Source organism: Pseudalkalibacillus sp. R45 (genome assembly GCF_052246725.1).
Classification (GTDB): domain Bacteria; phylum Bacillota; class Bacilli; order Bacillales; family Fictibacillaceae; genus Pseudalkalibacillus.
The window spans coordinates 24,757-43,759 of sequence record NZ_JBQQCL010000005.1; the positions used below are offsets into that span (position 1 = coordinate 24,757).

The 19,003-nt window shown below is 41.7% G+C and carries 19 protein-coding genes; 1 reads left to right on the forward strand and 18 read right to left on the reverse strand.

All coding sequences use genetic code 11. From position 1 onward, the window contains the following. Window position 1: 1 nt before the first annotated feature. The 12 genes from ACTWQL_RS10860 to rpsU form a co-directional block, all read right to left on the reverse strand. Window positions 2-364 (reverse strand): diacylglycerol kinase family protein, encoded by a 363-nt coding sequence (locus ACTWQL_RS10860; RefSeq protein WP_443142466.1) that lies wholly within the window; start codon window positions 362-364, stop codon window positions 2-4. Next, window positions 361-834, reverse strand: a complete 474-nt coding sequence (gene ybeY, locus ACTWQL_RS10865) for an rRNA maturation RNase YbeY (RefSeq protein WP_443142670.1) — start codon at window positions 832-834, stop codon at window positions 361-363. The genes ACTWQL_RS10860 and ybeY overlap by 4 nt, the downstream gene beginning before the upstream one ends. Further along, a complete protein-coding gene (locus ACTWQL_RS10870) occupies window positions 831-3,023 on the reverse strand; it encodes an HD family phosphohydrolase (protein WP_443142467.1) in 2,193 nt (730 codons plus the stop codon). The genes ybeY and ACTWQL_RS10870 overlap by 4 nt, the downstream gene beginning before the upstream one ends. A gap of 284 nt (window positions 3,024-3,307) precedes the next feature. After that, the gene (locus ACTWQL_RS10875) at window positions 3,308-3,673 is read right to left on the reverse strand and encodes a hypothetical protein (protein ID WP_443142468.1); all 366 of its coding nucleotides are present in this window, start codon (window positions 3,671-3,673) and stop codon (window positions 3,308-3,310) included. A gap of 351 nt (window positions 3,674-4,024) precedes the next feature. Then, entirely contained in the window at window positions 4,025-4,990 is a 966-nt protein-coding gene (locus ACTWQL_RS10880; protein WP_443142469.1) for a PhoH family protein, read from the reverse strand. Window positions 4,991-4,996: 6 nt separating this feature from the next. Then, window positions 4,997-6,184, reverse strand: a complete 1,188-nt coding sequence (gene yqfD, locus ACTWQL_RS10885) for a sporulation protein YqfD (protein ID WP_443142470.1) — start codon at window positions 6,182-6,184, stop codon at window positions 4,997-4,999. Between the two features lie 20 nt (window positions 6,185-6,204). After that, window positions 6,205-6,489 carry a sporulation protein YqfC gene (yqfC, locus tag ACTWQL_RS10890; RefSeq protein WP_443142471.1) on the reverse strand — a complete coding sequence of 95 codons (285 nt, stop codon included), beginning with the start codon at window positions 6,487-6,489 and terminating at the stop codon, window positions 6,205-6,207. 300 nt (window positions 6,490-6,789) lie between these two features. After that, window positions 6,790-7,281 carry a hypothetical protein gene (locus tag ACTWQL_RS10895; protein ID WP_443142472.1) on the reverse strand — a complete coding sequence of 164 codons (492 nt, stop codon included), beginning with the start codon at window positions 7,279-7,281 and terminating at the stop codon, window positions 6,790-6,792. Then, window positions 7,281-8,291 (reverse strand): flotillin-like protein FloA, encoded by a 1,011-nt coding sequence (floA, locus tag ACTWQL_RS10900; protein ID WP_443142473.1) that lies wholly within the window; start codon window positions 8,289-8,291, stop codon window positions 7,281-7,283. The genes ACTWQL_RS10895 and floA overlap by 1 nt, the downstream gene beginning before the upstream one ends. A gap of 4 nt (window positions 8,292-8,295) precedes the next feature. Continuing rightward, window positions 8,296-9,648: an NfeD family protein gene (locus tag ACTWQL_RS10905; protein ID WP_443142474.1), complete on the reverse strand. Its 1,353-nt coding sequence runs from the start codon at window positions 9,646-9,648 to the stop codon at window positions 8,296-8,298. A gap of 216 nt (window positions 9,649-9,864) precedes the next feature. Further along, window positions 9,865-10,308: a GatB/YqeY domain-containing protein gene (locus ACTWQL_RS10910; protein WP_443142475.1), complete on the reverse strand. Its 444-nt coding sequence runs from the start codon at window positions 10,306-10,308 to the stop codon at window positions 9,865-9,867. 15 nt (window positions 10,309-10,323) lie between these two features. After that, the gene (gene rpsU / locus ACTWQL_RS10915; RefSeq protein ID WP_221565661.1) at window positions 10,324-10,500 is read right to left on the reverse strand and encodes a 30S ribosomal protein S21; all 177 of its coding nucleotides are present in this window, start codon (window positions 10,498-10,500) and stop codon (window positions 10,324-10,326) included. A gap of 177 nt (window positions 10,501-10,677) precedes the next feature. Between rpsU and ACTWQL_RS10920 the strand changes: the two genes are divergently transcribed. After that, window positions 10,678-11,616, forward strand: coding sequence for a Na/Pi symporter (locus ACTWQL_RS10920; RefSeq protein WP_443142476.1), 939 nt, complete (start codon window positions 10,678-10,680; stop codon window positions 11,614-11,616). 289 nt (window positions 11,617-11,905) lie between these two features. Here ACTWQL_RS10920 and deoC read toward each other — a convergent pair whose 3' ends face one another. From deoC to dnaK, 6 genes are all read right to left on the reverse strand, one after another. Then, the gene (gene deoC, locus ACTWQL_RS10925; RefSeq protein ID WP_443142477.1) at window positions 11,906-12,571 is read right to left on the reverse strand and encodes a deoxyribose-phosphate aldolase; all 666 of its coding nucleotides are present in this window, start codon (window positions 12,569-12,571) and stop codon (window positions 11,906-11,908) included. Window positions 12,572-12,665: 94 nt separating this feature from the next. Beyond that, window positions 12,666-14,012 carry a tRNA (N(6)-L-threonylcarbamoyladenosine(37)-C(2))-methylthiotransferase MtaB gene (gene mtaB / locus ACTWQL_RS10930; protein ID WP_443142478.1) on the reverse strand — a complete coding sequence of 449 codons (1,347 nt, stop codon included), beginning with the start codon at window positions 14,010-14,012 and terminating at the stop codon, window positions 12,666-12,668. Between the two features lie 6 nt (window positions 14,013-14,018). Continuing rightward, window positions 14,019-14,774 carry a 16S rRNA (uracil(1498)-N(3))-methyltransferase gene (locus ACTWQL_RS10935; protein ID WP_443142479.1) on the reverse strand — a complete coding sequence of 252 codons (756 nt, stop codon included), beginning with the start codon at window positions 14,772-14,774 and terminating at the stop codon, window positions 14,019-14,021. After that, on the reverse strand, window positions 14,774-15,739 hold the full coding sequence (gene prmA / locus ACTWQL_RS10940) for a 50S ribosomal protein L11 methyltransferase (RefSeq protein ID WP_443142480.1): 966 nt from the start codon (window positions 15,737-15,739) through the stop codon (window positions 14,774-14,776). The genes ACTWQL_RS10935 and prmA overlap by 1 nt, the downstream gene beginning before the upstream one ends. Window positions 15,740-15,802: 63 nt before the next feature. Continuing rightward, on the reverse strand, window positions 15,803-16,915 hold the full coding sequence (gene dnaJ, locus ACTWQL_RS10945; RefSeq protein ID WP_443142481.1) for a molecular chaperone DnaJ: 1,113 nt from the start codon (window positions 16,913-16,915) through the stop codon (window positions 15,803-15,805). Between the two features lie 139 nt (window positions 16,916-17,054). Continuing rightward, entirely contained in the window at window positions 17,055-18,890 is a 1,836-nt protein-coding gene (gene dnaK / locus ACTWQL_RS10950) for a molecular chaperone DnaK (RefSeq protein WP_443142482.1), read from the reverse strand. Between the last annotated feature and the right edge of the window lie 113 nt (window positions 18,891-19,003).

Genomic DNA, 19,003 nt, shown 5'->3' on the forward strand with positions numbered 1-19,003 from the left:
TCTATAAAACGATTTCAATTATTGGTCCAGCAAACAGAAGGAATCCTATTATAACAGCAATGATACTGAAAATAAAGACTGAACCAGCAGCAAAGTCCTTAGCTTTTTTAGCGACTGGATGATATTCCTCTGTAAGCAGGTCAACGACTCGTTCAATTGACGAATTCATCAATTCCAGTCCCATCACGATTCCAATCGTAAGCAAGAGGATCGACCATTTCACAATTGAAAAACCTAGCAAGAAAGCTAAAATAATGGTAAAAACAGCAAAAACACAATGGATGCGAAAATTACGTTCCTCTCGCCAGCCCTGTAATACTCCTTCAAATGCAAAGCGAAAACTTCTCGCAACCTCTTTAATCATGATCGTTTCAATCCATAAGAATCGAGTATGTCGTCTTGTCTCGCTAACATTTTCTTTTCATCTTCATCGTCCATATGATCATACCCTAATAAATGCAGGAATCCATGCACTGCGAGAAAACCAACCTCACGCATGAAGGAATGACCATATTCTTCAGCTTGTTCCGTCGCTTTTTCAATTGAAATCATGATATCTCCAAGCAAGATCGGATGATCGTCCTCAAGAATCTTCATTTCACCCTCGACTTCATCCTCTAGGGCAAAGGATATGACATCAGTTGGCCTGTCGATCCCTCTATACTCAGAATTGATCTCTTGGATACGTTCATTCGTCACAAACGTCACAGAGAGTTCTGTTCCTTGTTTGATCGACTCTTCCTTAGCAGCATGCTGAAGCAGAGTTTCTACTTCACTTATCAAGGATTCATCCAATTGTTCGGTTTCATCATATAAATCTATGGATAACATTATGCTTGGCTCACTTTCTTTTTATGAATTTCCTCAGGATATTCAATACGGGAATGGAACATACCATTCAACGTTTCACAAATGCTGATCGTAACGGTTTCGAGTTCCTTCAATGTAATCGAACATTCGTTGAACTGTCCATCCTCCAAACGTTCGGCAACGATTTTCCGTACTAATGATTCTATCTTAGTCGGTGTAGGCTTTGCAATAGAGCGGACAGCAGCCTCTACCGAATCTGAGATCGAGACGATTGCAATTTCTTTCGTTTGCGGTTTCGGCCCCGGATAACGGAAGTCGGATTCTGTGACCTGTTTATCCGATTGCTGCATCGCTTTATGGTGAAAATATTTCAATAATGTGGTTCCATGATGCTGCTCTGCGATATCAATAATCTCAGTCGGGAGATTATATTCCCTCAGCATTTCTGCTCCATCGTACGGATGCGCGATGATAATTGTTTTACTGAGCTGTGGTGATATCTTATCGTGTGGATTTTCAATATTCATCTGGTTCTCGATGAAGAAGTGAGGACGCTTCGTCTTTCCAAGATCATGGTAGTAAGATCCCACTCTTGCCAGAAGACCATTTGCACCGATCGCTTCACATGCAGCCTCAGATAAATTGGCGACAACGACACTATGATGATACGTTCCTGGTGTTTCCATGAGCAATTTCCTAAGTAACGGATGGTTCGGATTAGAAAGTTCAATCAGCTTCATGGAAGTCAAAATACCGAAACCTGCTTCAAAGAATGGCAAAAGCCCTAGTGTCAAAACAGCGGATATGAACCCCGAGAATAAGGCATAACCAACCTGCCAGGAGATATCGGTCAGTTCAAATTGGCCGTTCGTTAATGCTAAAATGAGCAATACGACAATCGAATTGATGACAGACACAAAGAATCCGGCTTTCAGAATTTTAGATTTGACGTTCCTTTTTCCAAGGAAAAGGATACCTGAAAGTGAGCTGATAAGGACATAGGTTCCTATCGTGAAATTGAATGGACTTGCCGTATTTTCGTTAAAAATTAAACTTCCACAAATCGCGAAAACGATACTTGAAATGATCGCACTCTGTTCATCGATCAACATTTTGATCATCATCGTTCCAAAAGCGACTGGTACGATGAATGCTACACTGGGATAATAGATACTGAGCAAGCTGGTAATTTTCATCAATATAAGCGTGATCGAAAACAATAACACATAAATGATCAATTTGATGTTTTCTTTTTTCTTTTCACCGATCAGATCACGGAGGTAATAGATCAAGAAGGCGGTCATTAAGAGGACCAATAATCCAAGGCCGATATATGGATATGGAGAAAAGTCCTCTTTTAATAAGCCGACAATCTCCAGCTTATAGAGAGCATCACTGGTTATACGGCTTCCTTTTTTAACTATGATCTCTCCTTCGCGGATGAAGACTGGCTCTACATTCGCTATCGCCTCTTCACGCAATCGCTTGGTCTCTTCTGCATCAAACGTATAAGTAGACGTAACCGCACTTGCTGTTATCTCGCTTAAAGCTGGTTTAACACTGTCAGATACGAACGCATTTTCAATAAAAGGTTCAACTTCCTTCTTCTTTTCATTGATCTGCTCAACGGTGATTTTATCCTTCATGATCGTTTTTATCGTCGAGATCGCAACATCTTTAGCCATTGAAACCTCAGCTTTAGAAGCATTCAGAAAAGTGATCAATGAATCATCTTTAATGTCTTTGGAAATGAATTCAGGAAGGTTGTTGCGAATTAAATTGATGTTTTGTTTGGTTGTAGTGATTTTGTCAACATCTGTTTCAGGTGTATCTTCCTCTTTTTTAGGATCTGAATTATCGTTTTCATTAGAATCTTCTGCTTGAATCTCCTGGATCTGAGTGAACAATTTTTCAATATAAACGACTTGATCAAGGACAACATTTTCCTTCTCCACATATTCATCTGGAACAGAGGCAGCTGCTTCTGCTTCTTTAGCATTCGTTTCCCTTTGGTTTTGAATACGGTAAGGGGATTGAATATCATCTTCAGCAATCGAATTCAAACTGACATCCAGCTTTTCAGGAATGACGTTGCTTATCATCGTAACCACCATCACAAAAGCGAGCGTCAAATATAGAAGGAATCGGCTTATTTTACTATTTTCGATTTGATTCCATTTTGTTTTCAGTTCATTAATTACCTTGGGAGACATTCAATCCCACTCCTTTTATGGTGGCGCCCTGGTTTGTCAGATAAAATTGTTTATTTATTTCCTTACAATGAATCTCCTGTTAATGTCACCATTAAAATTTATCATATCTTTATTAAAGGTTCTTTTAGTAAATGTTGTTGGTTTTCGCAATTCTATTGGAATGGTGTGGAAATATACTCGCTTTCCGCAGGAGTCTCATATTATTTTCACTGCTTCCGGATTTCATCAATTTCTATATCAAATGATAACCGCTCATTAGCAACGCACTAACAAGGACCATTCTCTCATGTTATTATTTTATCACGTATTTCGACCCATAGGGACAAGGTTAAGAAAATTTTGTAAAAGAAGACATACTTCAAATACCTTTTTTGCATGTAAAAAGTTTCAAAAACAACTTCATATTTGAGCACCCGCGGTAAGGGAGTAGTTTTTTTACAAAGCGAAAAAGAAAAAGGCAATTTTCTAAAAGATTGTTGCTTTTGATTCATTTTAAAAAACTCACCTTGTGCAAGTTGATTGGAGAGCAAGGTGCGAGACTCCTCGAAAATGAAAATCGCATTTTCTTCGTGCGATGTAACGCTGTCGAAGCTTTCCTTGTCCTGCGGGATCAGCGTGCCTACTACCTGAATAATCTCCTCGCAAGGCATGCGACGAGGAAGCTCGCTTCGACAGGACTTTCTTGTAGACACAGGAGCACAAATGCTTCCTTGAAAAGGAGACTCCTGAGGCCGCTAGGCGACGAGTGGGCTCACCGCCCCCCTCGGAAAGCGAGCATCCTGAAGCGGAAATCAACGACTTTTAAAGAAAACTTGGTGAGACCAAGCCTTTTGTAGGTCGAGCCTTAGTTGCCCTTATACTGAAGAAAGTATTTTATACTTTCTTTAAGTGCAAGAGCAATAAAGTTTGCGAATTCAGCCAAGAAAAAAAGACCATCCCACCCTTCCAGTCAGTTACTCGATTTTTAAAATGAGAGGTTCTGACTTGAAGCGGGATTGGTCTTAATCATGATCTTCGACTTCATAAGCATTTATGATTTTTTGTACAAGAGGATGCCGCACTACATCGGAATGTTGCATATGCATAATCTTGATTCCTTGAATGTCTTTGAATATTTTCTGTGCTTTTCGAAGACCTGATTCTTTTCCACGTGGCAAATCGATTTGGGTAATGTCCCCGGTTATGATCATTTTGGATCCGAAACCAAGTCTCGTCAAAAACATTTTCATTTGTTCTGGAGTGGTGTTCTGGGCTTCATCAAGTATGACGAATGCCTCGTCCAACGTACGCCCTCTCATGTATGCCAGAGGGGCAATTTCAATCGTTCCACGCTCAATAAGTCTTTCCGTATGTTCCACTCCGAAAAGATCATGTAGTGCATCATATAAAGGTCTGAGGTATGGATCAACTTTTTCCTTCAAATCCCCCGGCAGAAATCCAAGACTTTCTCCTGCTTCCACTGCAGGACGAGTCAGGATGATTCTTTTAACCTTACCTTCTTTCAGAGCTTTAACCGCCATGACGACAGCTAAAAATGTCTTTCCGGTACCTGCTGGACCGATTCCAAAGACGAGATCATTCTTTTTGATCGCATTGATGTAATGGCGTTGACCAAGTGTTTTTGAACGAATCGGTCTACCTTTGATATTCGTAGTGATTTCTTCTTCAAATAATTGATCAAGTTCTTCGAGTATGCCTTCATTCGATAGCTGTACGGCATAGATGACATCACGGTCGGTGATAGTGACACCTTTACGGATTAATGACAGAAGGGCGTTAAGGACGTCTTCAACCAGTTGGGCTGTTTCCTCCTCGCCAGTTACAGCAACTCCGCCACCACGCGTGACGATTTCTACGTCCAACGTCTGTTCAAGTGTTTTCAGGTGTGAATCATTCGGACCGAATAAGGCAATGCCTTCTGAAGGATTGTCTATTTGTAAACTCTTTATATTTAAGTGTTCTGACAATATGGCTCAATCTCCTCCAATTATTGGTTGTTCACTTACAATATTTTCGATGACTTTATAGTACATCGATACTTTTACTTTACCATTGTCGATTGTATGGTGCAAAATTTTTCCGCTTTTTATTTTTGCTTCATCATCCAACTTGCTTTTCAGATCTTCACCAGCCATTTCTTGCGCTTTTTCAATGGCTTCCTTCTCCGTATATTTACGAACGACATGTTCTGATTCCTGTACATCTTTTCTTAGATATGAAATCGGTAATTCCCACATGAACATTCGGAACGTCTTTTCTTCCTCCAATTCTTCATAATGCTCATAGGTGATATCGCTGAATCCCCATATCGGAATCTTTTTACCAAATACACTCAAGTAATGTTTGTGTATATTGTTTCCTGTGTAGGTTTCGAAGCTCGACTCCAATGGCAGCATCACATCTACACGATACCAAACCTCACCGAACACTTTGCCTTTGGCAGCAACGGTGCGTGTGTTTTTATCTTTTCCAATATACCCTGAAACTAATAATTCTCCTTTTTGGACCAATTGATTTCTTTCCACTTTCGGTTGACCTTGCTCGATGAACATATCTGTAATGAATGCTTTCTTTTTAGCGACCAGGTTTTGTGGCCCAGTCACTTCCACCTTTTCAGGCAATTCTTTTTGCACGACTTTAAACTTGAAGGTCGTCCCGTCCAATGTGACCCCAACCCACGTAACCTCGTCCATTTTTTCGGTAACAAAATATTGGACTTCACGGGGGTCCGGTAATCGGAATAAAAGCTTTCCTTTCTTGATTCCTAGCTCATCAACAACTTTTCGGAGGTGGTGTTCGGTTTGGGGATCGGCACCGCTCACTTCGATTTTCCAAACCATATTTGATAACAGGAAGACAATTACGAAAAAGGAAAGCAGCCCTATAATGAACCCGCCTCTCGATATCATCCATTTAACGATGAATGGTGCGCCCTGTTTCCGAACAACTGTAAATCTGCATCCGGTTTCCCTTAAAGCTTTCCTTATGTGAAGAGCATCGTCTGTAAACATATGAAGCTCCAGCTGTGATTCATTCCGCCGTCTAATATCCCAAAGGTGAATATTATGATTCAAACAATAATTGAGGAAGGTTTCTGCCTGTTCTCCTTCAATTTTTACGATAACAGTCCCTTTGAGGTACTTTGTCCAAAATTTTTTCATGGATCCTCCCCCTATTGGTTTTAAGAAATGTTTATGTAACGCACATCAAGAATTTTACCCTCTACTAAAATTTCCTCAGGAAGGATCGTTTTCAAGACAAAATCCTCACCTGTAATCAAGACCTCCCCTTGTTGAAGATTAAGTCGGAGTTCTTCATTAGTGAATTTCTTAACTCCCTTATGGTTTTCAATATATATGTGCAAATGTCCGATCATCGTGATCCTGGGCAGGTCCATGACGACATCAGCTGGTAATTCCAAAGAACGGGTCATCCACTTTTTCACTTTCTGTTTCAAACGCGCCATAAACGAACCCCCTCTCATCTCATTTTTATGAATGAAAAGCAATAACTATCACCGTTATCCATACTTTCACCATTATATTTTTCATATTCTAATTCATTCAGGAAAGATTACATCCGATTCGGTCTGGGGAAAACGACCAAGGACAGGACCTAAAAATGATTTCTCTCTACATTGAGATCCTGTTCAAGTGAAGAGGATTACGGATCGCTGCGGAGGGAGTGAATTTAGTAAAAAGTCAATTTATGGAATAAAAGATCAAAAAAACCATGTACACATATTGCGCACATGGTTTTATCGTTTTTATCGTTGTCTTAAGCGAGCCGTTACAGAATGCGGTTTTCTGGAACGGGGCGGGCCAAGTACCTCTGACCAAATGACACCCTGAGCAACATTGTCGGGGTTGGGCAGAACTTGATTTTGAGTAAGCTTCGGTCTTGTCTTAGGTTTTTCTCGAGGGAGTCTCGATTCTCTCGGCGTATAGTCTCGGGTTAATTGTTCTTCAACCGATTTCCCTATTTCTTCCCGCTTTGTTTGATATAACTCTTGTAAATCTGTAGAAAGCTTTTCACCACGTTCTTTCCACTGGCGTTCTGATCTACTCCGCTCCTCAACACGAGCAGGTCTTGTTTCAACTGGATGAGGTTGTTGTTGCTTTTGTTGTGGTCTACGTTTAGGCTGTTGCTGTTCATTTTGTTTTTCGATTTGACGCTTGAAGAAGCTTAGAATACCACCAATGACCAAAATCACAAAGAAGATGTTTTGCATCAGCAGTTCAAGGATTGCTTCGAACACTATCTAGAGCCTCCTCTAGGATTGCCATCTTCATCTTTATTAGGGTCAGTCGCTTTACCGATCGATCCTCTCATATCAGTATCCGCTTTTACGTTATTATAGTTCATGTAATCCATGACCCCGATATTTCCTGAACGTAATGCTTCAGCCATCGCCATCGGAACTTCGGCTTCAGCTTCCACAACTTTCGCACGCATTTCCTCAACACGCGCTTTCATTTCTTGTTCTTGTGCTACTGCCATTGCACGGCGTTCTTCCGCTTTCGCTTGAGCGATATTCTTATCTGCTTCAGCTTGCTCGGTTTGTAATTCTGCCCCAATGTTTTTACCGATATCAACGTCGGCAATATCAATCGATAGGATTTCGAACGCTGTACCAGCATCAAGACCTTTTGTAAGTACTGTTTGAGAAATCAAATCTGGATTCTCAAGGACTTTTTTATGATTATCCGATGAACCGATCGTTGATACGATCCCTTCACCTACACGGGCGATGACAGTGTCTTCACCTGCACCACCGACAAGACGCTCGATGTTTGCGCGTACTGTGATTCTAGCTTTCGCTTTCACTTCGATACCGTCCATCGCCACACCAGCGATAAAAGGTGTCTCGATTACTTTTGGATTGACACTCATTTGAACAGCTTCTAAAACGTCACGTCCAGCAAGATCGATCGCAGCACAGCGTTCGAAGCTCAATTCAATGTTTGCTCTGTGAGCCGCGATCAGTGCATTTACGACCCGGTCTACATTACCACCTGCTAAGTAGTGACTTTCCAACTGGTTCGTACTGAGTTCAAGGCCAGCTTTTACGGCCTTGATCAACGGATTGATGACGCGGGAAGGAATGACACGTCTCAAACGCATTCCGATCAGTGTGAAAATACTTACTCTTACGCCTGCAGCAAGTGCGGAGATCCACAGGGCTACAGGTACGAACGTGAATAATACAGCCAGAGCGATGACGACTGCCCCGATTAAAATGACCATGGTTAAAATATTTGTATCCATTTAGTTAGTTACCCCCTTGGTTTTCTACTTCTTTAATTTCTCTAACGATGATCCGAGAACCTTCCGTTTTTATGATTTTTATTGGACGATTTATTCCAATGTAACTGCCTTCGGTGACGACATCATAACGATCGTCTCCGATGATTGCTGTACCTGATGGACGTAATGGTGTCATCGTCGTCCCGGTCAAACCGATCAACTCACTCTTTGTAACATTAGAAATGTATCCTCTGTCATTGGATGTAGAGTCAAAAAGTATGATTTTCTTTAATGGACCATTATATCCAAAATATTTTAAGAATAGGATTGAAACAATGATAGTAGCGACTAAAGCAATCAGGATCGACAGCAAGATATTTCCGAGAGATCCCCCAGCAAGAACGATACCCACTAAGACAGCGATGATTCCGCCAACCCCTAGGATCCCACCTGGCACGAACACTTCAGCAATGATCAAGCCAATCCCTAATACAAACAAGATGAGAGATTCCCAGCCTGCGAGTCCAGCGATCATATGGCCAAAGAAGAATAAAAGTAGGGCACCGAGACCGAATGCTCCTGGAATACCAAAGCCTGGTGAATAAAGTTCAAGCACCAGTCCGATACTCCCTATCGATAGCAAAATAGGAACGACAACTGGATGTGTCACGTAACGTGCGATTGTTTCCGCGAAGGATACTTCAATCTCTTTGATTTCAGCATCGGGTACTTCGAGATAGCTCAAAAGTTCATTGCGATTATTGACAATCGCTTCTGCATAACCGACTTTTTTCGCTTGTGTCGCATTCAATGTCAGAAATTCACCTTTAGTTACGCCCAATTCCTCAATCTCAACATCAGGATCTGCCATCGCTTTAGCATAGATTGGGTCACGATCGTTCAACTCTGCGGAAGCCTCCATTGTGGCGATCCAAGCTGATTCAGCTTTTTTTCCCGCTGCATTACCCTGGGAATCGATGACTCCAGCTGCTCCCATCGTTGTCGAGGGTTTCATCACGATCTGATCTGCATTCAAAGCAATGTACGCCCCTGCAGATAAAGCGTGTTTCGTGACATATGCTATGATCGGCACCTCAGATTCCCTCATGATTTTTGCAATGTTGCCAGCTGCATCGACCAGTCCACCTGGTGTATCCAACTCAAACACCAAGTAATCAGCATTGTTTTCTTCAGCGGTTTTGACAGAACGTTTTATAAATGATTCCAAACCTCTTTCAACCGCATCCTGAACTGGTGCAACATAAACGACCGCTTTCCCGTCTTCAGCTTGTGAAGGATTTATTTGTACGAGAATCATCGGCAATAAGATCAACAGCATATAGAAAGCGATTTTCATATTTCTTTTAAACAGTTTCATAAAACCCACCCCCTTTACTATCTACACTTTCTACGTATAATAATACAGTTAGGTTTCACATTTTTGAAAGGAAATATTTTTGTGAGATCAAACAATGAGGATATGAGTGAATGTTTTCCAGATCGTCCGGAGATTTGTCTAGAAAATCCTAAACCATCTCCCACTAATAAGCGTAAAAAAACGCCTCGCACATGCAAGACGTTTTCAGCTCATTTATTATGATAAGTTCTGTTGTACTAAACGGTTCACAAGACCACCATCTGCCTTGCCTTTCACTTTAGGCATGATGGCTCCCATCACTTTTCCCATATCCTGTTTGGAAGTTGCTCCTACTTGCTCAATCGTTTCTTTCACAATTTGGTTGACTTCTTCTTCGGATAATTGTTCAGGGAGATACTCGTTGAGTATTGCAATCTCTTGACGTAAATTTTCGACTAAGTCTTCACGACCAGCCTTCTTGAATTCCTGGAGGGAGTCTTTCCGTTGTTTAACTTCACGAGAAAGAACCGTTAATTCCTCTTCTTCATTCAATTCGTGTCCTAACTTGATCGACTCGTTCTGAAGAGAAGACTTCACCATACGAATGACCGTCAGTCGTTGTTTTTCTTTGTTTTTCATCGCTTGTTTCATATCTTGATTCAAACGGTCAAGAAGACTCAATTAGAACACCCTCTCTTAGTACTTACGCTTACGAGCTGCTTCAGACTTCTTCTTACGCTTTACGCTCGGCTTTTCGTAATGCTTACGCTTACGTACCTCAGCCAATGTTCCTTCTTTAGAAACGTTGCGCTTAAAACGACGAAGTGCATCTTCTATAGATTCGTTCTTACGAACACTTGTTCTAATAGACATATATTTCCCTCCCTCCAAGCTCCTTCAAAAAAATAGAAAAAGGAGCGAAAAACCATATCTTTAAACATTATAATATATGCCTATTTTTTTCGTCAACTTTATTTCCTTTATTCGTGTAATTATTTCGTCATGTCCAAAACACCTCGTCCATAAAATAGACTAGGTGGTGAAGATCAGATGACACAGATAATCTCATTATTCGCAGTTTTTTTGACGATATTCATTTTCGGAATGACTGTGATGCGTCTAGGATTGAATACTGCTTCTCAAGAAAAATTCAAAGACTTGCTTCTTCGTTATACAGACAAGACCTGGAAAGGCTTTTTATTAGGTGCGGTGCTTACTGCTGTCGTACAAAGCAGTTCTGCTGTCATGGTGATCGTCATCGGTCTTGTGGCGGCTGGCCTCATGAGCTTCCGTCAATCGATCGGTATCATACTCGGAGCAAATATCGGGACAACCGTATCTACTGAAATCATAACACTTGAACTTAATCAGATGATCCTACCGTTTCTGATCATCGGGTTCATAATGATTCTTTATCCAAATAAATGGTCGTTTTGCTCCGGGTCAGCCCTATTCGGTTTAGGATGCATGTTTGTAGCAATGAACGGTTTTGAAGCCCTAGCAGGTCCAATAACTGAACTCTCATGGGTGCAGCATTTCCTTCAAAGGACAAATGAACATATTTTATTCGGATTAGGTTTGGGAACGACCATGACAGCAGTCATCCAATCCAGTACAGCCACTACTGCCATCATCATGTCACTTATGCACGAAAACATCCTTTCCTTGACATCAGGTATTGCAATCATGCTAGGTGCTAATGTTGGTACTTGTGTTACGGCAGTGATTGCATCCATTGGAACGACACGTGAAGCGAAGCTCGTCGCTTTTGCCCACATTTGGATCAATATCATCGGCGTGTTCCTCTTTCTTCCGTTTTTAAAACTCTTTTCTGAGTTCGTCATTTTGTTGACCCATCTGCCAGACGTGCAAATTGCGCATGCAAGTGTGTTGTTCAATGTCATTTCATCATTATTGCTGCTGCCATGTGCGGGATTACTTGCTGCATTAATTACGAAGCTTCATGGAGAAAGAGCAATAAAGTTCTAAAATCAAGAGGTTTACATTTTTCATCAAAAATTAGAGGACATCAGAGACCTTATTTGCCTAATACCATTGACTTAAAGTCCATTTTTACACGAATAGCAGAACAGTTGTCCTCTAATTTCAACAGATCGTCCACCTTTACGAAAAACTGTTCAATCCAATAAAGACTTCCGTTCCCGCAGGAGTGTTGTAAATTTTCGTTTGAAATCAACAGAGCAGATTAACAAATCTTATCTAAACAAGAAGCTGTCCTATGAAATGTGTCAGACACATTTGGACAGCTCCTTTTTCATTAATAATCCAATTGTGAAGTTTCTCCTTTAACGATAGCAATTCCTGAGCTTGCACCGATTCGTGTTGCTCCAGCATCGATCATTTCTTTTGCGGATTCTGGTCCTCTAACTCCACCGCTCGCTTTCACACCGATTTCTGGTCCTACGACCTTACGCATCAATGCCACGTCTTCCGGAGTTGCTCCACCTGTTGAAAAACCAGTAGATGTTTTTACGAAATCCGCTCCAGCTTTCACTGATAGTTCACATGCCTGTTTCTTTTCCTCGTCAGTGAGTAAGCATGTTTCAATAATCACTTTCGTAAGGGCTTTCCCTTTCGCAGCATCTACGACTGCTTTGATATCTTTTTCCACTAAATCGTAGTTTTTGCTTTTGAGTGCACCGATATTGATGACCATATCCACTTCTGTCGCTCCATTTTCAATCGCATTTTTCGTTTCGAACGATTTTGTTTCAGGAGTCGATGCACCTAATGGGAAACCGATTACTGTACATACTTTCACGTCTGTATCTTTCAGGATTTCATATGCTGTTTCAACCCATGTTGGATTTACACAAACTGACGCAAATGAATATTCTTTTGCTTCTTCAGCAAGTTTTACAATGTCTTCTTTTTTCAACTCCGGTTTTAATGCTGTGTGGTCGATCATTTTTGCAATGTTCATACTCGCATCTCCTCTGTAGTCATTAAATTTTGCCGTTTTTAGTCTAGAGTGTTGTTTTCAACAACATGTCTTAACTTTTAAATCTTGTTGTTTTTTAAGCCGACGCTGTTGTCTGCTCTGAATCCATGACTCTGACAAATTGTCCTTCGTTCACAGGGTATCCCGCTTTCGTAATCTTTACACGAACGAGTTTACCAATCATGTCTTCAGTTGCAGGAATACTGACTTTCATATAATTCGCTGTATAGCCGATGTACATATCCTCGTCTGGATGCTCTTTATCAAGTTCCTCCGGGATGATGTCAAGGACTTCTCCTTCATATTGAGAGGCATATTCCTTTGCTAATTGATTCGAAAGTTCAATCAATCGATGGACACGGTCATTTTTCACATCCTCAGGAACTTGATCTTCCATATTGGCTGCAGGTGTTCCTGTTCTGCGGCTGAACGGGAATACATGAAGTTCAGAAAACTTGTGATCTTTAATAAAATTATACGTTTCCATGAACTCTTCTTCAGTTTCCCCAGGGAAGCCAACGATCACATCTGAGGTTATCGCAAGGCCTGGTAACGCTTTTTTCAGCTTGTTCAATCGATCCGCAAACATTTCCATACTGTACTTTCTTCTCATACGTTTAAGTACCGCATCAGATCCAGATTGCAATGGTATGTGCAAATGAGGGACAACGATATCGGAACGATCCAATACGTCGATCACCTCATCGGTTACCTGGCTCGCCTCAATAGAAGAAATCCGTAGACGCTTCAAGCCTTTTACCTGTTCATCGATATCAGATAAAAGCTGTGCGAAATTATAATCTTTCATGTCCTCGCCATAGCCAGCTGTATGGATTCCTGTAAGGACGATTTCTTGATAGCCTGCATCCACAAGCTGCTGGGCTTGTTCGATAACATGCTCTGGTTTTCTTGAGCGTAAAAGCCCCCGCGCCCAAGGAATGATACAGAAGGTACAGAAATTGTTGCAACCTTCTTGGATCTTTAATGAAGCACGTGTACGATCGGTGAATGCGGGTACTTCAAGCTCTTCATAGACCCGTGCTTTCATAATGTTCCCTACTCCATTGATCGGCTGGCGTTCACGTTTATATTGTTCAATGTATTCGAGCATCTTCACTCTGTCTTGCGTGCCGACGACGACGTCAACACCAGGAATCGCCATGACCTCGGCGGGTGAGGTCTGCGCGTAACATCCCGTTACACAAATGACGGCATCTGGATTTTTACGGATGGCACGGCGAATTACCTGACGACTTTTTTTATCCCCAGTATTCGTTACGGTACAAGTGTTGATGACATACACATCCGCACGCTTTTCGAAATCTGTACGCTCATAATCTTGACTCTTGAATAACTGCCAGATCGCTTCAGTTTCGTAATGATTTACTTTACATCCTAATGTATGAAACGCTACAGAAGGCATTTATGGTCACCTCAATAATTCTAATTGATAGGAAATAGCAGCGAGCACATATAATGAAGCAGTCTCGGTCCGCAGAATACGCGGTCCAAAACCACAGGCAATAAACCCCGCATCATGAAGATGTTCGACTTCTTCTGCTGTCAAACCACCTTCCGGCCCTATGACAATGATGATACTCTCATTTCCAATATCCGCTCTGCTAAGAAGCTTAGCCAGTCGGGACGTCTCGTTTTGTTTCGCTTGTTCTTCATATGCAACGATTTTCATCGTATACGATTCACTTTGAGAAATCAATTCCTTGAAGGAAACCGGCTCGATACATTCAGGCATTTTGTTTCGATGCGATTGTTCAGCGGCTTCTTTAATAATCTTTTGTAGTCGATCTGTTTTCTTCTTAGACTTTTTCGCATCCCATTTCACAATCGACCTAGTTGCTTGAAAAGGAATGAATCGCTCAGCACCAAGTTCGGTACCTTTCTGGACAATCATCTCTAGTTTATCATGCTTTGGCAGACCTTGCGCAATTGTTACAGAAATCGGCAGTTCTGTTTCGTGTTCTATCCACTCGGCTACCGAAAGTTCCACAGATGAATCTGTCAATTCAAGAATCGTACACCTGGCAACACGACCTTGATTGTCGCTGCAAATCACTTGATTACCAGGAGACATGCGCATAACTTTCGAGATATGCTTCACATCTTCCCCTTTAATCGAAACCAACGTATCAGTCATCTGATCAGGCTGGACAAAGTACCGTTGCATTATCGTGTCCTCTGAATTTCTTTCTGTGAAGGTTTTCTCGTAATGAAGGCGACCCAGTCTTCCATAAGTAACGTTTCATCTATAATGAAACCATGTTCAAGAAGTGCTCGTTTTACTTCATCCTTTTTTCCTTTAATGATCCCAGAAACAATGAACTTCCCATCAGGTTTAAGTAATTTGAAAGCATCCTCATCAAAACGGAGGATGATTTCCGCTAATATGTTCGCTACAATCATGTCATATTGGCCGCTGACGTTGTCCAGGAGGTTGTTTTGACGTACTGTAATCTGATCCTGGGTTTTATTTAACTTGATGTTCAATCGAGCACTTTTCACTGCGATTTCATCTAAATCCAATGCAGTTACATGCTTTGCTCCGAGTTTCGCTGCAGCAATACTTAGAACGCCTGATCCTGTTCCGACATCAATCACTTCTTCCTCAGGTTTCAGCGTTTTCTCGATTGCTTGGATACACATGACGGTCGTAGGGTGAGTCCCTGTACCAAAAGCCATTCCTGGATCAAGTTCTACAATTAGTTCATCCGTACTCACTTTTTCATACTCTTCCCATGTTGGTATGATCGTGATTCGTTCAGAAATTTTCACAGGCTTATAATATTTTTTCCAAGCTGTCGCCCATTCTTCCTCATGGACTTCACTGATCGTGATTTTATTGTGGCCAAGATCGATGTTATGAAGCAGCAGTCCATTGATGGCCTCTTTTATCTCTTCGACCGTCTCACCTAAAAAGCTGTTAACTGGCAAATAAGCTTTTACGACCACACCTTCATCAGGGTAATCGTCCGGATTCAGCTGGTAGATCTCTCCCATTGAGGTATCCCACACTTTCACCAAGTCTTGCGGGTCTTCAATTACAACTCCACTAGCTCCAGATTCGTGCAGGATATTCGAAATCGGTTCAATTGCTTCCTGTGTTGTAAGAATGCTGATTTCAGACCATTTCATGAGATCTACCATCTTCCTTTCATTTTTCATTCATCAGGATCGTCCGGTTACTTTATTTCATTGTTATTCGCCTTTAAAAGCTCTTTTTACTTTACTGAACAAATTGTCATGCTGTTCATCTACTGTTTCTCCATTGATATCAGCAAACTCACGAAGAAGTTGTTTTTGTCGTTCGTTCAGATTTTTCGGTGTAACCACTTTCACTTTAACATGCTGGTCTCCTTGACCGTACCCGCGAACGTTCTGAACACCTTTTCCGCGAAGACGGAAGCTCGTTCCTGATTGGGTCCCCGCTGGGATTTTAAGCTTCACTTTGCCATGTAGTGTCGGAACTTCAATCTCATCGCCTAGTGTAACTTGAGAAAATGTAAGTGGCATATCGATGAATATATCATCTCCATCACGCTTATAAAGCTCATGTGGAGATACACGCACTACCACATATAAATCTCCAGGAGGTCCGGCATTCTCCCCAGCTTCTCCTTTTCCAGCTACACGGATCTGTTGACCGTGATCGATACCTGCTGGAATTTTCACATGGATTTTCTTTTGCTTGCGCACCTTGCCTTTTCCAGCACAAGTATGACACTTATCTTTGATGAATTTGCCAGTTCCGTTACAGTGGTGGCATACCCTGCGGTTTACAACACGGCCGAATGGTGTATTCTGTTCAATATTCAACTGACCGCTGCCGCCGCAATGAGAACATGTTTCTGGTTTTGTTCCAGGTTTCGCTCCAGATCCGAAGCATGTATCACATTCTTCTTCCTTAGGGATTTGAATATCTGTCTCTTTACCAAAAACAGCTTCTTCGAATTTAAGAGTCATCGTATATTGCAAATCTGCACCTTGACGCGGAGCATTCGGATTTCTACGTCCGCCACCGCCGCCAAAGAACATATCGAAAATATCACCGAAACCTCCAAAGTCTGCTCCACCAGCACCAAATCCCTGGTTAGGATCTGAGTGTCCGAACTGATCATAGTGGGCTTTCTTCTGAGAATCACTCAAAACATCATATGCTTCCTTGACTTCCTTGAATTTCTCCTCAGCATCCGATTCTTTATTAACATCCGGATGAAATTTTCTAGCGAGTTTTCGATAAGCTTTTTTTATTTCATCAGTCGAAGCGTTCTTGTCAACGCCTAGGACTTCATAGTAATCACGCTTACTCAACACTCTCACTCCCGGTTCTTTTACATAACGATTATCATATCATTATAATCTACAATTCTGCAACATGTTGCCATTAAATTGTCCCAGCATAGAAAAAGTCAAAGCCTTGAAGACTGACTTTGACTTTTCCTTATTGTGGTTACTTCTTCTCGTTATCGTCGTTTACTTCCTCATAATCAGCATCCACTACATCATCATCTTGTGCGTTTTGATTTTCTCCGCCTTCTTGTGCAGCTTGAGCCTGTTGAGCAGCTTGTTCGTAAAGTTTAGTTGATAGCTCTTGAACAATCTGTTGTAACTCTTCTTTTGCTGTACGGATTTCTTCAAGGTCGTCACCTTCTAGAGCTTTTTTCACTTTATCTTTCGCTTCATTTGCTTTTGTCACATCAGCTTCGTCGACGTTACCTTCAAGATCTTTCAAAGTCTTTTCAGTTGTGAATACAAGCTGATCTGCTTCATTACGAAGATCAACCTCTTCACGACGCTTCTTATCAGCTTCTGCATTTTCTTCAGCGTCTTTGACCATCTTTTCGATATCTTCTTCTGAAAGTCCTGAAGAAGAAGTGATTGTGATGGATTGTTCTTTATTTGTTCCAAGATCCTTCGCTTTAACATTTACAATACCGTTCGCATCGATATCAAAAGATACTTCGATTTGTGGTACCCCACGTGGTGCTGGTGGGATGTCAGTCAATTGGAAACGGCCCAGAGTCTTGTTGTCTGCAGCCATTTCACGCTCCCCTTGGAGGACGTGGATATCGACAGACGGTTGATTGTCAGCTGCTGTTGAGAACACCTGAGACTTACTCGTAGGGATTGTCGTGTTACGCTCGATAAGCTTCGTGTTCACGCCACCCATTGTTTCGATTCCAAGAGAAAGTGGTGTTACATCTAATAAGACGACATTTTTGACGTCCCCTGTAAGGACACCTGCCTGGATTGCTGCACCAAGTGCAACAACTTCATCCGGGTTGACACCTTTATGCGGGTCTTTTCCAGTGACTTTCTTGATTGCTTCTTGAACAGCAGGGATCCGAGTTGAGCCGCCAACAAGGACGACCTTGTCAATCTCAGATGGTGTAAGCCCTGCATCCTTGATCGCTTGACGTGTCGGCCCCATAGTACGTTCAACTAATTGAGAAGTCATTTCATCGAACTTGGCACGTGATAAGTTCACTTCCAAGTGTTTTGGACCAGATGAATCAGCCGTAATGAATGGTAACGAAATTTGCGTTTGCGTTACACCAGAAAGGTCCTTCTTCGCTTTCTCTGCAGCATCCTTCAAACGTTGAAGAGCCATTTTATCCTGAGAAAGATCAATTCCATTCTCTTTTTTGAATTCACTAACGAGATAGTCGATGATTGCTTGGTCAAAATCATCTCCACCTAGTTCGTTATCGCCAGATGTTGCTTTAACTTCGAAGAACCCGTCTCCTAGTTCAAGCAAGGACACGTCGAATGTTCCTCCACCTAGGTCGTATACAAGAATTGTTTGATCATTTTCTTTTTCAAGCCCATATGCTAGCGCAGCTGCTGTAGGTTCGTTGATGATACGTTCAACTTCCAAACCTGCAACTTTTCCAGCGTCTTTCGTTGCTTGGCGCTGAGAATCATTAAAGTAAGCCGGCACTGTGATGACAGCATTTGTAACTTTTTCACCAAGGTATGCCTCAGCGTCAGCTTTAAGCTTTTGAAGGATGATTGCTGAGACTTCCTGTGGTGTGTATTCTTTTCCTTCAGCTTCTACTTTATATTCAGTACCCATGTGACGCTTGATAGAAATAATCGTATTCGGATTTGTAACTGCTTGACGTTTTGCGACTTCTCCGACTAGACGCTCCCCATCTTTGAATGCGACGACAGATGGTGTCGTGCGGTTTCCTTCTGGGTTCGGGATAACTGTTGCTTCCCCACCCTCCATTACAGCAACACAAGAGTTTGTTGTACCTAAGTCAATACCAATTACTTTGCTCATGAAAATTCCTCCTATATTTAATATGTAGCGTTTGTAGTTCATTCTAAAAGTGTAATTTGTTCACTAAGCGAAATACATTCTCTTTCCTTGGGCGATTCGTAAGCTTCCTCACT

What these genes read in the sequence shown, in the direction of transcription:
- ACTWQL_RS10905 (WP_443142474.1), bottom strand. Translation starts at nt 9,648, where the DNA reads ATGAAACTGTTTAAAAGAAATATGAAAATCGCTTTCTATATGCTGTTG.
- ACTWQL_RS10920 (WP_443142476.1), top strand. Translation starts at nt 10,678, where the DNA reads ATGACACAGATAATCTCATTATTCGCAGTTTTTTTGACGATATTCATT.
- ACTWQL_RS10935 (WP_443142479.1), bottom strand. Translation starts at nt 14,774, where the DNA reads ATGCAACGGTACTTTGTCCAGCCTGATCAGATGACTGATACGTTGGTT.
- deoC (WP_443142477.1), bottom strand. Translation starts at nt 12,571, where the DNA reads ATGAACATTGCAAAAATGATCGACCACACAGCATTAAAACCGGAGTTG.
- floA (WP_443142473.1), bottom strand. Translation starts at nt 8,291, where the DNA reads ATGGATACAAATATTTTAACCATGGTCATTTTAATCGGGGCAGTCGTC.
- rpsU (WP_221565661.1), bottom strand. Translation starts at nt 10,500, where the DNA reads ATGTCTATTAGAACAAGTGTTCGTAAGAACGAATCTATAGAAGATGCA.
- ACTWQL_RS10870 (WP_443142467.1), bottom strand. Translation starts at nt 3,023, where the DNA reads ATGTCTCCCAAGGTAATTAATGAACTGAAAACAAAATGGAATCAAATC.
- dnaK (WP_443142482.1), bottom strand. Translation starts at nt 18,890, where the DNA reads ATGAGCAAAGTAATTGGTATTGACTTAGGTACAACAAACTCTTGTGTT.
- yqfD (WP_443142470.1), bottom strand. Translation starts at nt 6,184, where the DNA reads ATGAAAAAATTTTGGACAAAGTACCTCAAAGGGACTGTTATCGTAAAA.
- ACTWQL_RS10860 (WP_443142466.1), bottom strand. Translation starts at nt 364, where the DNA reads ATGATTAAAGAGGTTGCGAGAAGTTTTCGCTTTGCATTTGAAGGAGTA.
- prmA (WP_443142480.1), bottom strand. Translation starts at nt 15,739, where the DNA reads ATGAAATGGTCTGAAATCAGCATTCTTACAACACAGGAAGCAATTGAA.
- ACTWQL_RS10875 (WP_443142468.1), bottom strand. Translation starts at nt 3,673, where the DNA reads ATGCCTTGCGAGGAGATTATTCAGGTAGTAGGCACGCTGATCCCGCAG.
- yqfC (WP_443142471.1), bottom strand. Translation starts at nt 6,489, where the DNA reads ATGGCGCGTTTGAAACAGAAAGTGAAAAAGTGGATGACCCGTTCTTTG.
- mtaB (WP_443142478.1), bottom strand. Translation starts at nt 14,012, where the DNA reads ATGCCTTCTGTAGCGTTTCATACATTAGGATGTAAAGTAAATCATTAC.